Source organism: Comamonas denitrificans (genome assembly GCF_017368815.1).
Lineage (GTDB): Bacteria > Pseudomonadota > Gammaproteobacteria > Burkholderiales > Burkholderiaceae_C > Comamonas > Comamonas denitrificans.
The window spans coordinates 58,653-75,558 of record NZ_JAFNME010000016.1 but is presented as its reverse complement, the minus strand read 5'-3'; the positions used below and the strand labels follow the sequence as shown (position 1 = coordinate 75,558).

General features: G+C 62.4%; 14 protein-coding genes and 1 pseudogene. 12 read left to right on the top strand and 3 right to left on the bottom strand.

Annotated features, from left to right (window positions below; genetic code table 11):
- Together J1777_RS08775 and J1777_RS08770 are read right to left on the bottom strand one after the other, a co-directional pair.
- A pseudogene (locus J1777_RS08775) lies at positions 1–85 on the bottom strand (IS5/IS1182 family transposase); the annotation flags it as partial.
- Between the two features lie 108 nt (positions 86–193).
- Entirely contained in the window at positions 194–1,312 is a 1,119-nt protein-coding gene (locus J1777_RS08770; RefSeq protein ID WP_207575379.1) for a beta-ketoacyl-ACP synthase III, read from the bottom strand.
- Positions 1,313–1,540: 228 nt separating this feature from the next.
- Between J1777_RS08770 and rfbB the strand changes: the two genes are divergently transcribed.
- The 11 genes from rfbB to J1777_RS08715 all read left to right on the top strand — a co-directional run bounded on the left by rfbB (position 1,541) and on the right by J1777_RS08715 (position 14,586).
- A complete protein-coding gene (gene rfbB / locus J1777_RS08765) occupies positions 1,541–2,608 on the top strand; it encodes a dTDP-glucose 4,6-dehydratase (protein WP_207575375.1) in 1,068 nt (355 codons plus the stop codon).
- A 146-nt stretch (positions 2,609–2,754) separates the two neighbouring features.
- A complete protein-coding gene (gene argB / locus J1777_RS08760; protein WP_207575374.1) occupies positions 2,755–3,642 on the top strand; it encodes an acetylglutamate kinase in 888 nt (295 codons plus the stop codon).
- Between the two features lie 15 nt (positions 3,643–3,657).
- Positions 3,658–4,302 carry a nucleoid occlusion factor SlmA gene (gene slmA / locus J1777_RS08755; RefSeq protein WP_207575373.1) on the top strand — a complete coding sequence of 215 codons (645 nt, stop codon included), beginning with the start codon at positions 3,658–3,660 and terminating at the stop codon, positions 4,300–4,302.
- A gap of 99 nt (positions 4,303–4,401) precedes the next feature.
- On the top strand, positions 4,402–5,061 hold the full coding sequence (locus J1777_RS08750; RefSeq protein ID WP_207575372.1) for a TetR/AcrR family transcriptional regulator: 660 nt from the start codon (positions 4,402–4,404) through the stop codon (positions 5,059–5,061).
- A gap of 84 nt (positions 5,062–5,145) precedes the next feature.
- Entirely contained in the window at positions 5,146–6,942 is a 1,797-nt protein-coding gene (locus tag J1777_RS08745) for an acyl-CoA dehydrogenase C-terminal domain-containing protein (protein ID WP_207575371.1), read from the top strand.
- Between the two features lie 61 nt (positions 6,943–7,003).
- Complete coding sequence (locus J1777_RS08740) at positions 7,004–7,444, top strand: DUF2147 domain-containing protein (RefSeq protein WP_207575370.1); 441 nt, start codon at positions 7,004–7,006, stop codon at positions 7,442–7,444.
- A gap of 19 nt (positions 7,445–7,463) precedes the next feature.
- A complete protein-coding gene (locus tag J1777_RS08735) occupies positions 7,464–9,866 on the top strand; it encodes a 3-hydroxyacyl-CoA dehydrogenase/enoyl-CoA hydratase family protein (protein WP_207575369.1) in 2,403 nt (800 codons plus the stop codon).
- 22 nt (positions 9,867–9,888) lie between these two features.
- Positions 9,889–11,082 carry an acetyl-CoA C-acyltransferase gene (locus J1777_RS08730; protein WP_207575368.1) on the top strand — a complete coding sequence of 398 codons (1,194 nt, stop codon included), beginning with the start codon at positions 9,889–9,891 and terminating at the stop codon, positions 11,080–11,082.
- A gap of 211 nt (positions 11,083–11,293) precedes the next feature.
- Complete coding sequence (locus J1777_RS08725) at positions 11,294–12,118, top strand: thioesterase family protein (protein ID WP_207575367.1); 825 nt, start codon at positions 11,294–11,296, stop codon at positions 12,116–12,118.
- Between the two features lie 6 nt (positions 12,119–12,124).
- A complete protein-coding gene (locus J1777_RS08720; protein ID WP_207575366.1) occupies positions 12,125–12,892 on the top strand; it encodes an enoyl-CoA hydratase in 768 nt (255 codons plus the stop codon).
- A gap of 80 nt (positions 12,893–12,972) precedes the next feature.
- Positions 12,973–14,586 carry a DUF4139 domain-containing protein gene (locus J1777_RS08715; RefSeq protein WP_207575365.1) on the top strand — a complete coding sequence of 538 codons (1,614 nt, stop codon included), beginning with the start codon at positions 12,973–12,975 and terminating at the stop codon, positions 14,584–14,586.
- Positions 14,587–14,623: 37 nt separating this feature from the next.
- Here J1777_RS08715 and J1777_RS08710 read toward each other — a convergent pair whose 3' ends face one another.
- A complete protein-coding gene (locus J1777_RS08710) occupies positions 14,624–15,040 on the bottom strand; it encodes an acyl-CoA thioesterase (protein WP_207575364.1) in 417 nt (138 codons plus the stop codon).
- Between the two features lie 41 nt (positions 15,041–15,081).
- Between J1777_RS08710 and J1777_RS08705 the strand changes: the two genes are divergently transcribed.
- A complete protein-coding gene (locus tag J1777_RS08705; protein WP_207575363.1) occupies positions 15,082–16,875 on the top strand; it encodes an ABCB family ABC transporter ATP-binding protein/permease in 1,794 nt (597 codons plus the stop codon).
- The last annotated feature ends 31 nt before the right edge of the window (positions 16,876–16,906 follow it).

Here is a 16,906-nt window from a genome sequence, read left to right as displayed (position 1 = left end):
CCGTCTTTCTGCGCGCACTCTCCAGCAATGGACGAATCGCTTCGAACTGCTCGCGCTTGATATCGCTCGGGTAACCTTTTCTCATCTCGCAAGCTTCTCACATCAGACGAGACTTTGAACACGTTCTAAGAACGTGTTCACGATCTCCTCATGGGTGTGCGGGCGCGGCTTCATTCGAGATCATGAACACGTTCTAAAGCTTGCGCACCGCCACGCTGCCCACCGAATAGCCCGCGCCAAACGAGCAAATCACCCCCACATCGCCCGCTTGCAAATCGCTGCGGTGCTGGTGAAAGGCGATGATGGAGCCGGCCGACGCGGTGTTGGCAAAGGTGTCCAAAATCAGCGGGGCGCGGTCGGCCGTGGCCGTGCCAACCAGCTTTTTGATGACCAGCTGGTTCATGCCCTCATTAGCCTGGTGCAGCCAGTAGCGGCGCACCTGGTCGGGCTGCAAGGCCAGCTGGGCCAGGTGGCCCTCAATGTGGGCGGCGGCAATCGGCACCACTTCTTTGAATACCTTGCGCCCTTCTTGGCGGAAGGTTTTATCGCGGGCCTGCGGGTCGGCATCCTCGCAGCGGTTCATAAAACCGAAGTTGTTGCGGATGTTGTTGGAAAACTGCGTGGCCAGCCGGGTGCCCAGCACCTCCCAGCGCTCGGCAGCCACCGCCGTATCGGCCCGTTCGATCAGGATGGCAGTACACACATCGCCAAAGATAAAGTGGCAGTCGCGGTCGCGCCATTCTTGGTGGGCCGAGGTGATCTCCGGGTTCACCACCAGCACGCAGCGGCTGCTGCCTGAGCGCACGGCGTTCACCGCCTGCTCCAGCGCAAACGTGGCCGAAGAGCAGGCCACGTTCATGTCAAAACCATAGCCCCCAGCCCCCAGCGCCTGCTGGATTTCCACCGCCATGGCCGGGTAGGCCCGCTGCATGTTCGAGGCGGCGCACAGCACCATGTCCACCTCCGCCCCGGTGCGCCCGGCCTGCGCCAGCGCCTGCTGGGCCGCAGCCACGGCGATTTCGGCCATCAGCGACAGCTCCTCATCGCCACGCTGCGGGTAATGGGGGTACATGCGCTCGGGGTCGAGAATGCCGCTTTTCTCCAGCACAAAGCGCTGCTGAATGCCCGAGGCTTTTTCAATGAACTCCACGCTCGAATGCTGCAAGGCCTGCTGCTCGCCCCGCGCGATGGCATCGGCATGGCGGGCATTGTGCAAATCCACATAGCGGTTAAAAGCTTGAACCAACTCGGCATTGGTGATCGTAAACGGCGGCTGGTACAGCCCGGTGCCAGTGAGAACGGCAGAGTGCATAGACATGAAGATTCAAAAAAAAAGAAGGCCCCTGCGGGGCGGTGCGCCAGTGTAGCCAAGGCCGGGGGCATTATTCGCACGCACGTACTTTTACCCGCGCCCCCCGGCCTGCGAAGGCCGGCACGGCACTGTTTACAATCGGCTCGCATTTATCGTAAAAAAATTTATAAGAAATAACCCCTTTCTGCTTATGCAGCCAGCGTTACCAGCTACTTATTTTTAAAGACTATGAAACTCTTGATTACCGGCGGTGCCGGCTTTATTGGCTCCGCCCTGGTGCGCCACATCATTCGCCACACGAGCGACAGCGTCGTCAATGTCGATAAGCTGACCTACGCGGGCAATCTGGCCTCGCTGGCCGAGTGCAGCGCCAGCCCGCGCTACGCGTTTGAGCAGGTCGATATTTGCCACCGCGCAGAACTCGACCGCGTCTTTGCCCAGCACCAGCCCGATGCCGTCATGCACCTGGCCGCCGAAAGCCACGTCGATCGCTCCATCGACGGGCCAGCGGCCTTCATCGAAACCAACATCGTCGGCACTTACACCCTGCTGGAAGCGGCCCGCAGCTACTGGGGGGGCTTGGACAGCGCCAAAAAATCGGCCTTTCGCTTTCACCACATCAGCACCGACGAGGTGTATGGCGACCTGCATGGCACCGATGACCTGTTCACCGAAACCACCCCCTACGCGCCCAGCAGCCCGTACAGCGCCAGCAAAGCCAGCTCCGACCACCTGGTGCGCGCCTGGCAGCGCACCTATGGCCTGCCCACGCTGGTGACCAACTGCTCGAACAACTACGGGCCTTACCACTTCCCAGAAAAACTCATCCCCCTGGTCATCCTCAATGCGCTGGAGGGCAAGCCCCTGCCGGTGTACGGCCAAGGCGAGCAAATCCGCGATTGGCTCTACGTCGAAGACCACGCCCGGGCGCTCTACACCGTCATTACCCAGGGCCACATCGGTGCCACCTACAACATCGGCGGCCACAACGAAAAGCGCAACATCGACGTGGTGCGCAGCCTGTGCGCCCTGCTCGACGAGCTGCAGCCGCGCGCCGACGGCCAAAGCTACGCCAGCCAAATCACCTTCGTGACCGACCGCCCCGGCCACGACCTGCGCTATGCGATTGATGCCCAAAAAATCCAGCACGAATTGGGCTGGGTACCGCAAGAGACTTTTGACACCGGCCTGCGCAAGACCGTGGCGTGGTACCTGGACAACCTGGACTGGTGCCGCCAGGTGCAAGATGGCAGCTACCGGCGCGAACGGCTGGGGTTGGAGACCCCGCGCACGTGAAACCCCGCGCACGTGACGCAGCCCATTGGGCATGGCCCATGGCCCAAAAACTGTGCCCGCATCGGCCAGCGCCGGCATTTTTTGTGGGCGCATCCTGAGCCACAATTGCATCTGTTTGTTTTCAGCCAACCTTTTTGTTTTCCACCATGACGCTCCCTGCCATCCCCCCCCACGCCAAGGCCGACATCCTGGCCCAGGCACTGCCCTACATCCGCAAATTCCATGGCAAAACCATGGTCATCAAATACGGCGGCAACGCCATGACCGATCCGACGCTGCAACGCGCGTTTGCCGAGGATGTGGTGCTGCTGAAACTGGTGGGCATCAACCCCGTGGTCGTACACGGTGGCGGACCGCAGATTGAAACCGCGCTCAAGCGCCTGGGCAAAGAAGGCCACTTCATCCAAGGCATGCGCGTGACCGATGCCGAGACCATGGAGGTGGTCGAATGGGTGCTGGCTGGTGAAGTGCAGCAAGACATCGTCGGCCTGATCAACCAAGCGGGCGGCAAGGCCGTGGGCCTGACCGGGCGCGATGGCGCCATGATCCGCGCCAAAAAGCTGAAGATGCTCGACCAGCAAAACCCCAGCCTGGAGCACGATGTGGGGCAGGTGGGCGACATCGTGGCCATTGACCCCAGCGTGGTCAAAGCGCTGCAGGACGATGCCTTCATCCCGGTGGTCAGCCCCATTGGCTTTGGCGAAGAAAACGAAAGCTACAACATCAATGCCGACGTGGTGGCCAGCCGTTTGGCCACCACCTTGCACGCCGAAAAACTGCTGCTGCTGACCAATATTCCGGGCGTTTTAAACAAGGCCGGGCAGTTGCTGCCCACCTTGACCGCCCGGCAAATTGACGAGCTGGTGGCCGATGGCACGATCTCCGGCGGCATGCTGCCCAAAATTGCCGGCGCGATTGACGCGGCGAAGGCCGGCGTGCACGCGGTACACATCGTCGATGGCCGGGTGCCGCACGCCATGCTGTTGGAAATTTTGACCGATCAAGCCTATGGCACGATGATCTGCAATCACTAACACAACCCGCCTCTTATGACGACCGCGCCCTCTTCAGACACCCCCACCCGCAAACGCCTCAAACCCGGTGAGCGCAGAGCGCAAATTCTGCAAACCCTGGCCGCCATGCTGCAAGAGCCGGGCAACGAGCGCATCACCACGGCCGCCCTGGCCAAACGGCTGCAGGTCAGCGAGGCCGCGCTGTACCGCCACTTTGCCAGCAAGGCGCAGATGTTTGAGGGGCTGCTGGACTTTATCGAGCAAACCGTGCTCAGTTTAGTGCAGCAGATTGCGGGCGAAGAGGCTGTATTAGGCACATTAACCCTTGAAGAAGGCCGCGCCCGTGCTGCGCGGATAGCTTCTGTTTTGTTGCAGTTTGCCGAAAAAAACCCCGGCATGGTGCGCATGATGGTGGGCGATGCCCTGCAAGGCGAAAACGAACGCCTGCAAGCGCGCATGAACCAGTTGCTCGACAAGGTCGAATCCACCCTGCGCCAATGCCTGCGCCCAGCAGCCGGGGCAGTCGATGCCGCCGATGCGGCGGCCCGCATGCACGATGCCCAGGTGGCGGCCAATTTATTGATGAGCTTTGTGCAGGGGCGCTGGCTGCGCTTTGTGCGCACCGGGTTTAAGCGTTTGCCCACCGAGCATTGGGATGCCTGCGTGGCCATCTTGGTTTAGCGCGCAGAAAAACAAAGCAATTTCGGGTTTTCCCTAGCTTTTCAATGGCGGGAGTGACTTAAGATAAATAGAACGAACGTTCGTTTTTGTTTATCGCTTATGTCACGTACACCTACCCTCCCGTCTTTAGCCCGCGCCTCCAGCGCAAGCCGCTCCCGCCCCATGGCCAAGGGGCAGCAGACAAAAACCAACATCATCGACACGGCGCTGCACATTGCCACCCACCATGGGCTGGAGAGCCTGTCGATCGGCGGCCTGGCCGAAGCCACCAGCATGAGCAAGTCGGGCGTGTTTGCCCACTTCGGCTCGCGCGAAGAGCTGCAAATCTCTGTGGTGCGCGAGTACCACCACCGCTTTGAGCAAGAGGTGTTCTACCCCGCTTTGCAGGCCGAAAAAGGCCTGCCGCGCCTGCGCGCCATGTTCGGTAACTGGATGCAGCGCACCACCATCGAATTGGACTCGGGCTGCATCTACATCAGCGGCGCTGTCGAATTTAGCGAGCGCGAAGGCGCGGTGCGCGATGCCCTGGTGGCCTCGTTCAACACCTGGCACGCCGCCATGCGCCGGGCAATTGAGCAAGCACAGGCCGCCGGCCATTTGCACGCCGATGCCGACCCTTACCAGCTGCTGTTTGAAATTCACGGTTTGATTTTGGTGCTGCACTACGACGTGCGCTTTTTAGGGCGCAAGGATTCTGTGCCGCGCGCCCTGGCCGGGTTTGAAAACATCTTGCGCCGCAACGGTGCCAAGGTGGACTGACCCCATCGCCGCCGTCTGCTGGCTTCTATTTTCGGTTCCCTTCCCCCCCCCTCATCTCTCATCCTTTTTCGCCAAGGAGTTCCTATGCCTACTTACAACCCGCCCCTGCGCGACATGCAATTTGTGCTGCATGAAGTGTTCAACGTCGAAGCCGAATTCAAGGCCATGCCCGCGCACGCTGAAACCGATGCCGACACCATCAACGCCGTGCTGGAAGAAGCCGGCAAGTTCGCCGCCGAAGTGGCTTTTCCGCTGAACATCAGCGGCGATGCCGAGGGCTGCACGCACAACAAGCAAGACTACAGCGTGACCACGCCCAAGGGCTTCAAAGAAGCCTACGCCACCTACGTGGAAGGCGGCTGGCCCGCCCTGTCGTGCGACCCCGAGTTTGGCGGCCAGGGCCTGCCCCACACCGTAAACCAGTGCCTGTACGAAATGCTCAACAGCGCCAACCAGGCCTGGACGATGTACCCCGGCCTGTCGCACGGTGCCTACGAAGCCTTGCTGGCCCACGGCACCGACGAGCAAAAGAAAACCTACCTGCCCAAATTGGTCAGCGGCCAGTGGACGGGCACCATGTGCCTGACCGAACCGCACTGCGGCACCGACTTAGGCTTGCTGCGCACCAAGGCCGAGCCGCAGGGCGATGGCACCTACAAAATCACCGGCAACAAAATCTTCATCAGCGCCGGTGAGCACGACGTGGCGGAAAACATCGTCCACCTGGTGCTGGCCCGCCTGCCCGATGCGCCCAAGGGCAGCAAAGGCATCAGCCTGTTTGTGGTGCCCAAATTCAATGTGAATGCCGATGGCTCGCTGGGCAGCCGCAACCCCATTTTCTGCACCGGCCTGGAGCACAAAATGGGCATCCACGGCAACTCCACCGCGCAAATCAGCATCGACGGCGCGATCGGCACCCTGGTGGGCCAGCCGCACAAGGGCCTGGCCGCCATGTTCGTGATGATGAACGCCGCCCGCCTGGGCGTGGGCAACCAGTCGCTGGGCCTGACCGAAGTGGCTTTCCAAAACGCCCTGGCCTATGCCAAAGACCGCATCCAAATGCGCTCCTTGAGCGGCACCAAGGCCAAGGACAAGGATGCCGATCCCATCATCGTCCACCCCGACGTGCGCAAGATGCTGCTCACCGCCAAGGCCTACGCCGAAGGCGCGCGCGCCCTGCAAGTGTTTTGCACCTTGCTGCTGGACAAGGCGCACAGCCACCCCGATGAAAAAGTGCGTGCCGACAGCGATGAGCTGGTCGCCCTGCTGACCCCCATCGTCAAAGCCTTTGTCACCGACAACGGCCACATCGCCACCAATGCCTGCATGCAAGTGTTTGGCGGCCACGGCTTTATCAAAGAGTGGGGCATGGAGCAGTTTGTGCGCGACAACCGCATCAACATGATCTACGAAGGCACCAACACCATCCAATCGCTGGATTTGCTGGGCCGCAAGGTGCTGGGCAACCAGGGTGCCACGCTGAAAAAGCTGGGCAAGCTGATCGGTGCCCTGGTGCAGGAAGAAGGCGTGAACGAGAAGATGGCCGAGTTCATCAACCCGATCGCCATCCTGGGCGAGCAAATGACCAAGTTCACCACCGAAATCGGCTTCAAAGGCATGCAAAACCCCGACGAAGTGGGCGCGGCCGCCGTCGATTACCTGCGCGTGGCTGGCCACCTGGTGTTTGGCTATTTGTTTGCGCGCATGGCGCAGGTGTCGCTGCGTGCCATTGCCAACGGCAGCACCGACCCGTTCTACACCGCCAAGCTGCAAACGGCGCGCTTCTACTTTGCCAAGCTGTTCCCCGAGACCGTGCTCTTGATGCGCACCGCCCGCGCTGGCAGCAAGGTGCTGATGGATACGGATGCGGCCCTGGCCTAATCCATAACAAATAGCGCGTAGCGCTTGCTACGCCTTATTTTTAAATAGAAAGTTATTTGAAATGAAGACATACCAAGCGCTAACAGCTATTGCTTTATCTGCCCTGGCCCTGCCCGCTCTGGCCCAGCTGACCCCCGTGGGCACCTGGAAAAGCGTGGACGAGAAAACCGGCCAGCCCAAGTCGCAAATCGTCATTGAAGACCAAGGCGGCGTGCTGCAAGGGCGCGTGCAGCAATTGCTGCGCCCCGGTGCCGACCCCAAAGCCCTGTGCGTGGAGTGCAAAGATGCGCTCAAAGACCAGCCCATGGTGGGCCTGCCCATCATCCAGGGCGCAAAGAAAGCGGCTGACAAAGACGTGTGGGAGGGCGGCAAGATTCTCGACCCCGAAAACGGCAAGTTCTACACCCTGCGCCTGACCCCCATCGACGGCGGCCAAAAGCTGGAAGTGCGCGGCTCGATTGGCCCCTTTGGCCGCACCCAGACCTGGGTGCGTGTGCAGTAATTTTTAGCAAAGAAGTTTTATGTCCCGATTCAATGTGAAAAAAGTCGCCGTCCTCGGCGCGGGCGTGATGGGGGCGCAGATCGCCGCCCATCTGGTGAACGTGAAAGTGCCCGTCATCCTGTTTGACCTGCCCGCCAAAGAAGGCGACAAAAACGGCATCGTCACCAAAGCCATTGCCAACCTGAAAAAGCTCAAGCCCTCGCCCATTGGCGTGGCTGAAGATGCCGATTTGATTCAAGCGGCCAACTACGAAGAGCACCTGAAACTGCTCAAAGAGTGCGACCTGGTGATCGAGGCCATTGCCGAGCGCATGGACTGGAAGCTGGACCTCTACACCAAGATCGCCCCGTTTGTCGCCAAGCACGCCATCGTGGCCAGCAACACCTCGGGCCTGTCGATCACCAAGCTGTCTGAAGTGCTGCCCGAGGCGATCAAGCCCCGTTTCTGCGGCATCCACTTCTTCAACCCGCCGCGCTACATGCCGCTGGTGGAGCTGATTGCCACGCCCACCACCGAGCCCATCGTGCTCGACCAGCTCGAAGCCTTTGTCACCAGCGGCCTGGGCAAGGGCGTGGTGCGGGCCAAAGACACGCCCAACTTCATCGCCAACCGCATCGGCATTGCCGGCATGCTGTCCACCATGAAAGAGGTGGAAAACTTTGGCCTGACCTACGACGTGGTCGATGACCTCACCGGCAAAAAACTGGGCCGCGCCAGCAGCGGCACCTTCCGCACCGCCGACGTGGTGGGCCTGGACACCATGGCCCACGTCATCAAAACGCTGCAAGACAACCTCAGTCTTGAAACCGACCCCTTCTACGGCAGCTTTGAAACGCCCGCCGTGCTGGCCAAGCTGATCGAACTGGGCCACCTGGGCCAGAAAACCAAAAAAGGCTTCTTCAAAAAAGTGGGCCGCGACATCCTGCGCTTTGAGCTGGAGAGCGAAGACTACGTGCCCGCTGGCCAAAAGGCCGACGACGTGTACGCCCGCATGCTGAAAAAGCCCGCCGCCGAGCGCCTGCAACTGCTGCGCAATGCCGAGGGGGCCCCCGGCCAGTTTCTGTGGGCCATTTTGCGCAACAGCTTTCACTACGCCGCGCTGCACCTGGAGCACATTGCCGAGTCCGCCCGCGATGTGGACCAGGCCATGCGCTGGGGCTTTGGCATGAAGCAAGGCCCGTTTGAGCTGTGGCAAGAAGCCGGTTGGCTGCAAGTGGCCCAAATGGTGCAAGAAGACATCGACGCAGGCAAAGCCCTGTGCAACGCGCCCCTGCCCGCCTGGGTGTTTGAAGGCCCGGTGGCCCAGGCCGGTGGCGTACACACAGCCCAAGGTTCGTGGAATGCGGCTGAGAAGAAATTTGTAGCACGCCGCGTGCTGCCCGTCTATGAAAAGCAGCTTTTCCCTGAAAAACTGCTGGGCGAAGACAGCCTGCCCGACTGGAAAACCGCCGGTACCACGCTGTTTGAAAACAAAGCCCTGCGTGCCTGGACGCTGGACGATCAGGTCTTGATCGCCAGCATCAAGAACAAGATGCACGCCATCAGCCCCGAAGTGATGGAAAGCCTGATGGAAGCCATCGAGCTGGCCGAGGCCGATTACCAAGGCATGGTCATCTGGTCGGGCGATGCGCCGTTCAGCGTCGGGGCCGACCTGGAAGCGACCATGCCCGCCTTTGTCGTCGGCGGGGCGGATGCCATCGACAGCATCGAGGGCGAGCTGCAAAACCTGATGATGCGCCTGCGCTACGCCCAGGTGCCCGTGGTCAGCGCCATCCACGGCATGGCCCTGGGCGGTGGCTGCGAGCTGGCGGTGTACAGCGCCCGCCGCGTGGCGCACATGGAAAGCTACATCGGCCTGGTGGAAGTGGGCGTGGGCCTGATCCCCGGTGCGGGAGGTCTCACCTACATCGCCCGCCGCGCCGCCGAAAAAATGCAGCAAAGCACCAGCAAAGACCTGCTGCCCTTCCTGACCGAAGGCTTCACCGCCGCCGCCATGGCCAAGGTGGGCACCAGCGCCATTGAATCGCGCAAGCTGGGCTATTTGCTCGATAGCGACATCATCGTGCCGCACAAGGACGAGGTGCTGTTTACCGCCATCAACGAGGCCAAGGCCCTGGCCGCCAGCGGCTGGCGGGCCCCCGTAAAGCGCCTGTTCCCCGTGGCCGGGCGCAGCGGCATTGCCACCATCCAGGCGCAGCTGGTGAACATGCGCGACGGCGGCTTTATCAGCGCCTACGACTTCAAAATCGCCCGCATGATTGCCGAAGTGGTCTGCGGCGGTGAAGTGGATGGCGGCACCCTGGTGACCGAGGAGTACCTGCTGGCGCTGGAGCGCAAAGCCTTCTGCCACCTGATCGGCCAACCCAAAACGCACGAGCGCATTTTGGGCATGCTCAACACCGGCAAGCCGGTGCGCAACTAATGCGGCAAAGAGAGAAATCACTATGAAACAAGTTCAAGAAGCCTACATCGTTGCCGCCACGCGCACCCCCATCGGGCGCTCGGGACGCGGTTATTTCAAAAACACCCGTCCGGACGATCTGCTGCTGGCCGCCGTGCGCGGGGCCATGGCCCAGGTGCCCACGCTGGACCCCCGGGCGATTGAGGACAGCATCATCGGCTGCTCCTTCCCCGAGGGCGAACAGGGCATGAACATGGCGCGCATCGTCATGGGCCTGGCCTTTCCCCACCCGGTGGGCGGCGTAACGGTGAACCGCTTTTGCGCCTCGGGCATCACCGCCATCCAGATGGCCGCCGACCGCATCCGCGTAGGCGAGGCCGACGTGCTGATCGCCGGGGGGGGCGAATCCATGAGCATGGTGCCCATGGGCGGCAACAAGCCCTCGTTCAACCCCTCCGTCTTCGCCCGCGACGAAGACGTGGGCATTGCCTACGGCATGGGCCTGACGGCGGAAAAAGTCGCCCAGCAATGGAAAGTCAGCCGCGAGGCGCAAGATGCCTTCGCGCTGGAATCGCACCTGCGGGCCATCAAGGCCCAGCAGGCCGGTGAGTTTGCCGACGAGATCACGCCGTTTGAAATCATCGACCGCAGCCCGAATCTGGCCACCGGCGAAGTGATCGAAAAGCGCCGCACCGTCAGCCTGGACGAAGGCCCGCGCCCGGATACCTCGCTCGAAGGCCTGGCCAAGCTGCGCCCGGTGTTTGCCGCACGCGGCAGCGTCACCGCCGGCAACAGCTCGCAAACCAGCGACGGCGCAGGTGCGTTAATTTTGGCCAGCGAAAAGGCCGTGAAGCAGTTTGGCCTCACGCCCCTGGCGCGTTTTGTCAGCTACGCCGCGCGGGGTGTGCCGCCCGAGATCATGGGCATTGGCCCCATCGAGGCCATTCCCGCCGCGCTGCGCTACGCCGGGCTGCAATCGGACGACATCGGCTGGTACGAGCTGAACGAAGCCTTTGCCGCCCAGTCCCTGGCGGTGGTGAACACCCTGGGCCTGAACCCGGCCAACGTGAACCCCATGGGCGGTGCCATCGCCCTGGGTCACCCGCTGGGCGCGACCGGGGCCATCCGCGCGGCCACCACCATCCACGCACTGCGCCGCCACAAGCGCAAGTACGGCATGGTGACCATGTGCATCGGCACCGGCCAGGGCGCTGCCGGGATTTTTGAAGCGCTGTAAGCCCCAAAAATCTGGCGTATTTTTTGAATGATCATTGCGTTTTACCCGCCTGTGGCTTGCCCGGGCGGGTTTTTTTACACAGACGATGCAATGCTTTAACCAGAGCTTGTACCGCTTGAATCCATTGGGTTTAAGGTGTTTTTATATCTGAAACCCTTTAAATTTAAGCGCTAGCAGCTATTTTTAAAGTTTTTCACCCCTAGGAATTGCAATGCCCCAGCCACACCCCCTGGATGCCATGCTGCAGCTTCAGCCCCAGCCGGACGGCAGCTTTGTCGCCCACACCCATGCGGGCTACGCCAACATGGTCGGCCCTTACGGCGGTGCCACGGCCGCCTTGCTGCTGCACAGCGTGCTGCAACACCCCGATTGCCTGGGCCAGCCGCTGTCGCTGACCGTGAACTTTGCCGGCCCGGTGCAAGACGGTGCCATGCACCTGGTGCCCCGCGCCGTGCGCACCAACCGCTCCACCCAGCATTGGGTGGTGGAGCTGCGCCAAACCAATGCCAGCGGGCAAGAGGAAATCACCACCACCGCCACCGTGGTCACCGCCGTGCGCCGGGCCACCTTCAGCGCCGATGCCGTGGCGGCCCCCACCGTACCGGCCGCCGCCGATTGCCCCAGCGTGGACGTGCGCCGCGCCATGACCTGGCTGCAGCGCTACGACTGGCGGGCCATCAGCGGCAACCTGCCCAGCGTATGGGACGACAGCCTGCACCCCACGCAAAGCCAGCTGTGGGTGCGCGACGAACCGCCCCGGCCGCTGGACTTTGCCAGCCTGGCGGCGCTGTGCGATGTCTTCTTCCCGCGCGTTTGGCTGCGCCGCGCCCGCATCGTGCCCGCCGGCACGGTGTCGTTCACGGTGTACTTTCACGCCGACAGCGCCCAGCTGGCCGCCCAGGGCAGTGCCCATGTGCTGGGCCAGGCCGACGCGCAGGCGCTGCGCAACGGATTTTTCGACCAAACTGCCCAAATCTGGGACACCCAAGGCCAGCTGCTGGCCACCAGCCACCAAATCGTTTACTACAAGGAATAAAGCGCCATGCACCAAGACCTCCTCATCCACACCGAAGCCGGTGTCACCACCATCACCTTCAACCGCGTGGAGAAGAAAAACTCTTTCACCGAAGCCATGTACGCCCAGCTGACCCAGGCGCTGACCGCCGCCGATGCCGACGCGGCCACGCGCGTGCTGGTGTTTCAGGGTGATGTCACCGTCTTTAGCGCGGGCAACGATATTGGCGATTTTTTAAACAACCCACCGGCCAACGAAGAAGCAGCGGTCTTTCAGTTCCTTCGGGCCTTGGTGGGCTTTAGCAAACCCATGCTGGCCGCCGTTTGCGGCCCGGCCGTGGGCATTGGCACCACGCTGCTGCTGCACTGCGATTTGGTCTATGCGGGTGACAACGCGGCCTTCTCTTTGCCCTTTGTGAACCTGGGCCTGTGCCCCGAGGCCGCCTCCAGCCTGCTGCTGCCGCAAATGCTGGGCTACCACCGCGCCGCCGAAGCCCTCTTGCTGGGCGAGCCCTTCATGGCCGAGGCCGCACTCGAGGTGGGCCTGGTCAATCGCGTGCTGCCGCCCACCGAATGCAACGCCTACGCCCAGGCCCAAGCCAAAAAACTGGCCGCCAAACCCTTGGCATCGCTGGTGGCCACCAAGCGCCTAATGAAGCAAGGCCAGCAAGCGGCCACGCTGCAGCGCATCGAGGAAGAAGGCCACACCTTTGGCCAACTGCTGCGCGGCCCGGCGGCCAAAGAAGCGTTCTCGGCGTTTATGCAGAAACGCCGCCCCGACTTCAGCGGCTGCTGAACGCACGTTCCAAAGCGTAATAAGCCAAGGCAAAGCCGGCGCAATTGATTAGCATGGCGGCTTTCCAAGAAAGGCTCACCATGCTGTCTTGCTTTCGTTACGCTGGGGGTGCCGCCGCCTTGGTGGCCATCACTTCCACCGCCTTGGCGGCAGGCGCTCCAGCCACACCGGCTTCAACCATCCGCGCGGTCACGCTCTACCCTGGCGTGGCCTCGGTCGAGCGCGTCTTGCGCCTGCCTGCGGGCAGCACGCAAGCCGTCTTTGCCTGCCTGCCCGCCCAACTCGATCCCCGCAGCCTGCAAGTGCGCAGCGACCGCAGCGTGCGCATTGGCGAAGTGAATGTGCAAACCCTGGAGCGGCGCATTGCCACCGGCTGCGACAGTGCCGTGGCCGAGCGCATACGCAGCGCCCAGGACGATGTGGCCCGCGCCCAAGCCGAGGTCCAAGGGCTGGAGCTGGCCCACACCTGGCTAACCACCCAAGCTGGCGCAGCCCCAGGCACCCAAGGGCTGCCGCCGCCCCCCCAGATTGGGGCCAAAGCCCAAGCCCTGCGCCGCTCAGCGGTCGATACCCTCACCCAACTGGCCCGCGCCCAGCGCAGCTTGGAAGAGCGCCAACAGGCGCTGGAGCGCATCCAGGCCGAGCAAGGCAGCGTGCAATCTGAGCAAGTGGCCATGGTGCGCGTGACCTTGGCCAGCGCCAACGCCGCCGACATCCACCTGCACTACCAAGTGCGCGGCCCCAGCTGGGGGCCCAGCTACCGCGCCCGGCTCAATACCGAGACCGCCACCGTGGAGCTGGAGCGCCTGGCCCTGGTGGCACAAACCACCGGCGAAGATTGGCGCGGCGTGGCGCTGACCCTGTCCACCGGCCAGCCGCTGGCCGCCAGCCAAGGGCCACTGCCGCGCCCCTGGACGCTGGATGTGCCACCGCCGCCAGCTGCGCAGGCCGAAATGAACATGGCCAGCGCCCCCATGGTGGCCCTGTCGGCACCAGCGCCAGCGCTGCGCAAAGCCGCCAGCGCCGATGCTGCCCCCCTGCCCAGCTTTGAGGCCGTAGCCACCGAGGGGGCCTACGCCACCCAGTTTGCCCTGCCGCAAAAGGTGAGCATCCCCTCGGGCGGGGAGCGCGTCACCTTGTCGCTCAGTGCCGAACAAGTGCCTGCCGTGCTGGTGGCACGCACCACCCCCATGCGCGAGCCCCACGCCTGGCTGGTGGCCCAATTGCCCAAACTGTCCGGCGATTGGCCCGCGGGCCCCATGGCCCTGGAGCGGAACCAGGCCAACGTGGGCCAAACCCGGTTTGACCCGCAATCGAGCGATTTCGAGCGCCTGGGCCTGTCCTTTGGCCGCGACGATCGCATCGTGGTGCGCACCGAACCGGTCAAAGAGCTGACCGATACCGCAGGCTTTATGCAGGGCCGCAGCGAACGCAGCATCGAGCACCGCTTCAGCGTCGAAAACCGCCACCGCCAGCCCATCGTGCTGCAAGTGTTGGAGGCAGCGCCGGTGGCCAAAAACGCCGCCATTCGGGTGCAAACCAGCTTTAGCCCCAACGCCACCAGCACCGAATGGAATGGCCAGCCAGGTTTTGTGCTATGGGAACAAGAGCTAGAAGCGCAATCCAGCAAAGCGTTTTCAGCCAAATACACCATTAGCACAGAGAAAGGCACCCAGGTGCACGAGCAGCGTTAAGTAGCGTTAAAGCGCCCGTGCCGCCCCCGCCGTCGGCTCAATGCACGGCCGCGGGTGCCACCGGGCGCGGGCGGCCTTCGTCGTCAATGGCCACATAGGTAAGGATGGCGTGCGCCACTTGCACATAGGCGTTTTGCGTGGCCAGGCGCTGGGCCAGCACCTGCACTTCCACCGTGACCGAGGTCGTGCCGACGCGCTCAATCTTGGCGTAGAACGAGAGCAAATCACCCACGCGCACCGGCTGGGTGAATAAAAACTCTTTCACCGCCACCGTCGCCATGCGCCCCTGGCTCAAGCGCATGGGCAAGATGCAGCCAGCCAAATCGACCTGCGACATCAGCCAGCCGCCAAAAATATCGCCATTGGCGTTGCAATCAGCAGGCATGGGAATCACTTTCAATACCAGCTCGCGGTCAGCGGGCGGCGCTTGCAGGGTGAACTTATCCAGATTCATGGGGGACAATTCCTTCATCTTAAAACGCCCAATTCTCTCCTATGCCCCCCTCTTTTGATTCCAGTGCGGCCAGCCACCGCCCCGGCGACTGGCGCACCATTGCCCGCCTGCTGCCCTATTTGTGGGAGTACAAGTGGCGCGTCATCATTGCCATTGCCTGCATGGTGGCCGCCAAAAGCGCCAACGTGGGCGTGCCCCTGCTCCTGAAACAGTTGATTGATGCCATGGACGTGCCCGCTGGCAGCGCCCAGGCGCTGCTGGTGGTGCCCGTGGGCCTGCTCGTGGCCTACGGGGCCTTGCGCTTTGCCAACTCCTTGTTCAATGAACTGCGGGAATTTGTCTTCTCCAAAGCCACCCACGGCGCGGCCCGCTCGATTGCGCTGGCCACGTTTGAGCACCTGCACCGCTTGAGCCTGCGCTTTCACCTGGAGCGGCAAACCGGCGGCATGACCCGCGACATCGAGCGCGGCGTGCGCGGCATTGAATCGCTGGTGTCGTTTGCGTTTTTCAACATCGTGGCCACCTTGGTCGAGGTGCTGCTGGTGCTCACGGTGCTGGGCAACAAGCTGGACATCGGCTTTGCCCTGATCACCCTGGCCGCCCTGGTGGTGTATGTGATTTTTACCGTGGCGGTGACCGAATGGCGCATCCAGTTTCGCCGCCAGGCCAACCAGTTTGATTCGGCGGCCAACACCAAGGCGGTCGATTCCCTGCTCAATTACGAAACGGTCAAATACTTCAACAACGAAGCCTTTGAGGCCCAACGCTACGACACCAGCCTGCAGCAACTGCGCAGCGCCCAGCTCAAAAGCCGCACCAGCCTGTCGCTGCTCAACGGCGGGCAGCAGCTGATCATTGCCGTGGGGCTGGTGGCCATGCTGTGGCGGGCCACGCAAGGGGTGGTGGATGGGCGTTTGAGCCTGGGCGATCTGGTCATGGTGAATGCCTTCATGATTCAGATTTACATCCCGCTCAATTTTCTGGGCGTGATCTACCGCGAAATCAAGCAAAACCTGGTCGATCTGGACAAGATGTTCACCCTGATGGACCGCCCGCAAGAGGTGCAAGACCGCCCCGATGCCACCGCGCTGACCGATCTGGCCACGCCCACCGTGCGCTTTGAAAACGTGCGTTTTGCCTACGAAGCCGAGCGCCCCATCCTGCACGGCCTGAGTTTTGAGATTCCGGCAGGCAAAACCGTGGCCGTGGTCGGCCCCTCAGGCGCGGGCAAATCCACTTTAAGCCGCCTGCTCTACCGCTTTTACGATGTGCAAGAGGGGCGCATCACCATCGCCGGGCAAGACATTCGCCAGGTCACGCAAGCCAGCCTGCGCCGCGCCATCGGCATCGTGCCGCAGGATACGGTGCTGTTCAACGACAGCATCGCCTTCAACATTGCCTATGGCCGCACCGATGCCAGCCAAGAAGAGATTGAGCAGGCCGCCCGCGCCGCGCACATTCACAACTTCATCGCTGCCCAACCCCAGGGCTACGCCACCACGGTGGGGGAGCGCGGCCTGAAACTCTCCGGGGGCGAAAAGCAGCGCGTGGCCATTGCCCGCACCCTGCTCAAAGACCCGCCCATTTTGATTTTTGACGAAGCCACCAGCGCCCTCGATTCCGCCAACGAACGCGCCATCCAGGCCGAGCTGCGGGCCGCTGCCCAGGGCAAAACCACCTTGGTGATCGCCCACCGCCTGTCCACCGTGGTCGATGCGCACGAAATTCTGGTGCTCGATGCCGGCCAGATTGTCGAGCGCGGTAACCACCAGCAACTGCTGGCACTGAATGGCCGCTACGCCAGCATGTGGGCCCTGCAACAACAGTCCACTTAAACCACAACCACCTTGCACACCCACAACACCT

What these genes read in the sequence shown, in the direction of transcription:
- argB (WP_207575374.1), top strand. Translation starts at nt 2,755, where the DNA reads ATGACGCTCCCTGCCATCCCCCCCCACGCCAAGGCCGACATCCTGGCC.
- J1777_RS08745 (WP_207575371.1), top strand. Translation starts at nt 5,146, where the DNA reads ATGCCTACTTACAACCCGCCCCTGCGCGACATGCAATTTGTGCTGCAT.
- J1777_RS08720 (WP_207575366.1), top strand. Translation starts at nt 12,125, where the DNA reads ATGCACCAAGACCTCCTCATCCACACCGAAGCCGGTGTCACCACCATC.
- slmA (WP_207575373.1), top strand. Translation starts at nt 3,658, where the DNA reads ATGACGACCGCGCCCTCTTCAGACACCCCCACCCGCAAACGCCTCAAA.
- J1777_RS08705 (WP_207575363.1), top strand. Translation starts at nt 15,082, where the DNA reads ATGCCCCCCTCTTTTGATTCCAGTGCGGCCAGCCACCGCCCCGGCGAC.
- rfbB (WP_207575375.1), top strand. Translation starts at nt 1,541, where the DNA reads ATGAAACTCTTGATTACCGGCGGTGCCGGCTTTATTGGCTCCGCCCTG.
- J1777_RS08735 (WP_207575369.1), top strand. Translation starts at nt 7,464, where the DNA reads ATGTCCCGATTCAATGTGAAAAAAGTCGCCGTCCTCGGCGCGGGCGTG.
- J1777_RS08740 (WP_207575370.1), top strand. Translation starts at nt 7,004, where the DNA reads ATGAAGACATACCAAGCGCTAACAGCTATTGCTTTATCTGCCCTGGCC.
- J1777_RS08750 (WP_207575372.1), top strand. Translation starts at nt 4,402, where the DNA reads ATGTCACGTACACCTACCCTCCCGTCTTTAGCCCGCGCCTCCAGCGCA.
- J1777_RS08715 (WP_207575365.1), top strand. Translation starts at nt 12,973, where the DNA reads ATGCTGTCTTGCTTTCGTTACGCTGGGGGTGCCGCCGCCTTGGTGGCC.
- J1777_RS08770 (WP_207575379.1), bottom strand. Translation starts at nt 1,312, where the DNA reads ATGCACTCTGCCGTTCTCACTGGCACCGGGCTGTACCAGCCGCCGTTT.
- J1777_RS08725 (WP_207575367.1), top strand. Translation starts at nt 11,294, where the DNA reads ATGCCCCAGCCACACCCCCTGGATGCCATGCTGCAGCTTCAGCCCCAG.
- J1777_RS08730 (WP_207575368.1), top strand. Translation starts at nt 9,889, where the DNA reads ATGAAACAAGTTCAAGAAGCCTACATCGTTGCCGCCACGCGCACCCCC.
- J1777_RS08710 (WP_207575364.1), bottom strand. Translation starts at nt 15,040, where the DNA reads ATGAATCTGGATAAGTTCACCCTGCAAGCGCCGCCCGCTGACCGCGAG.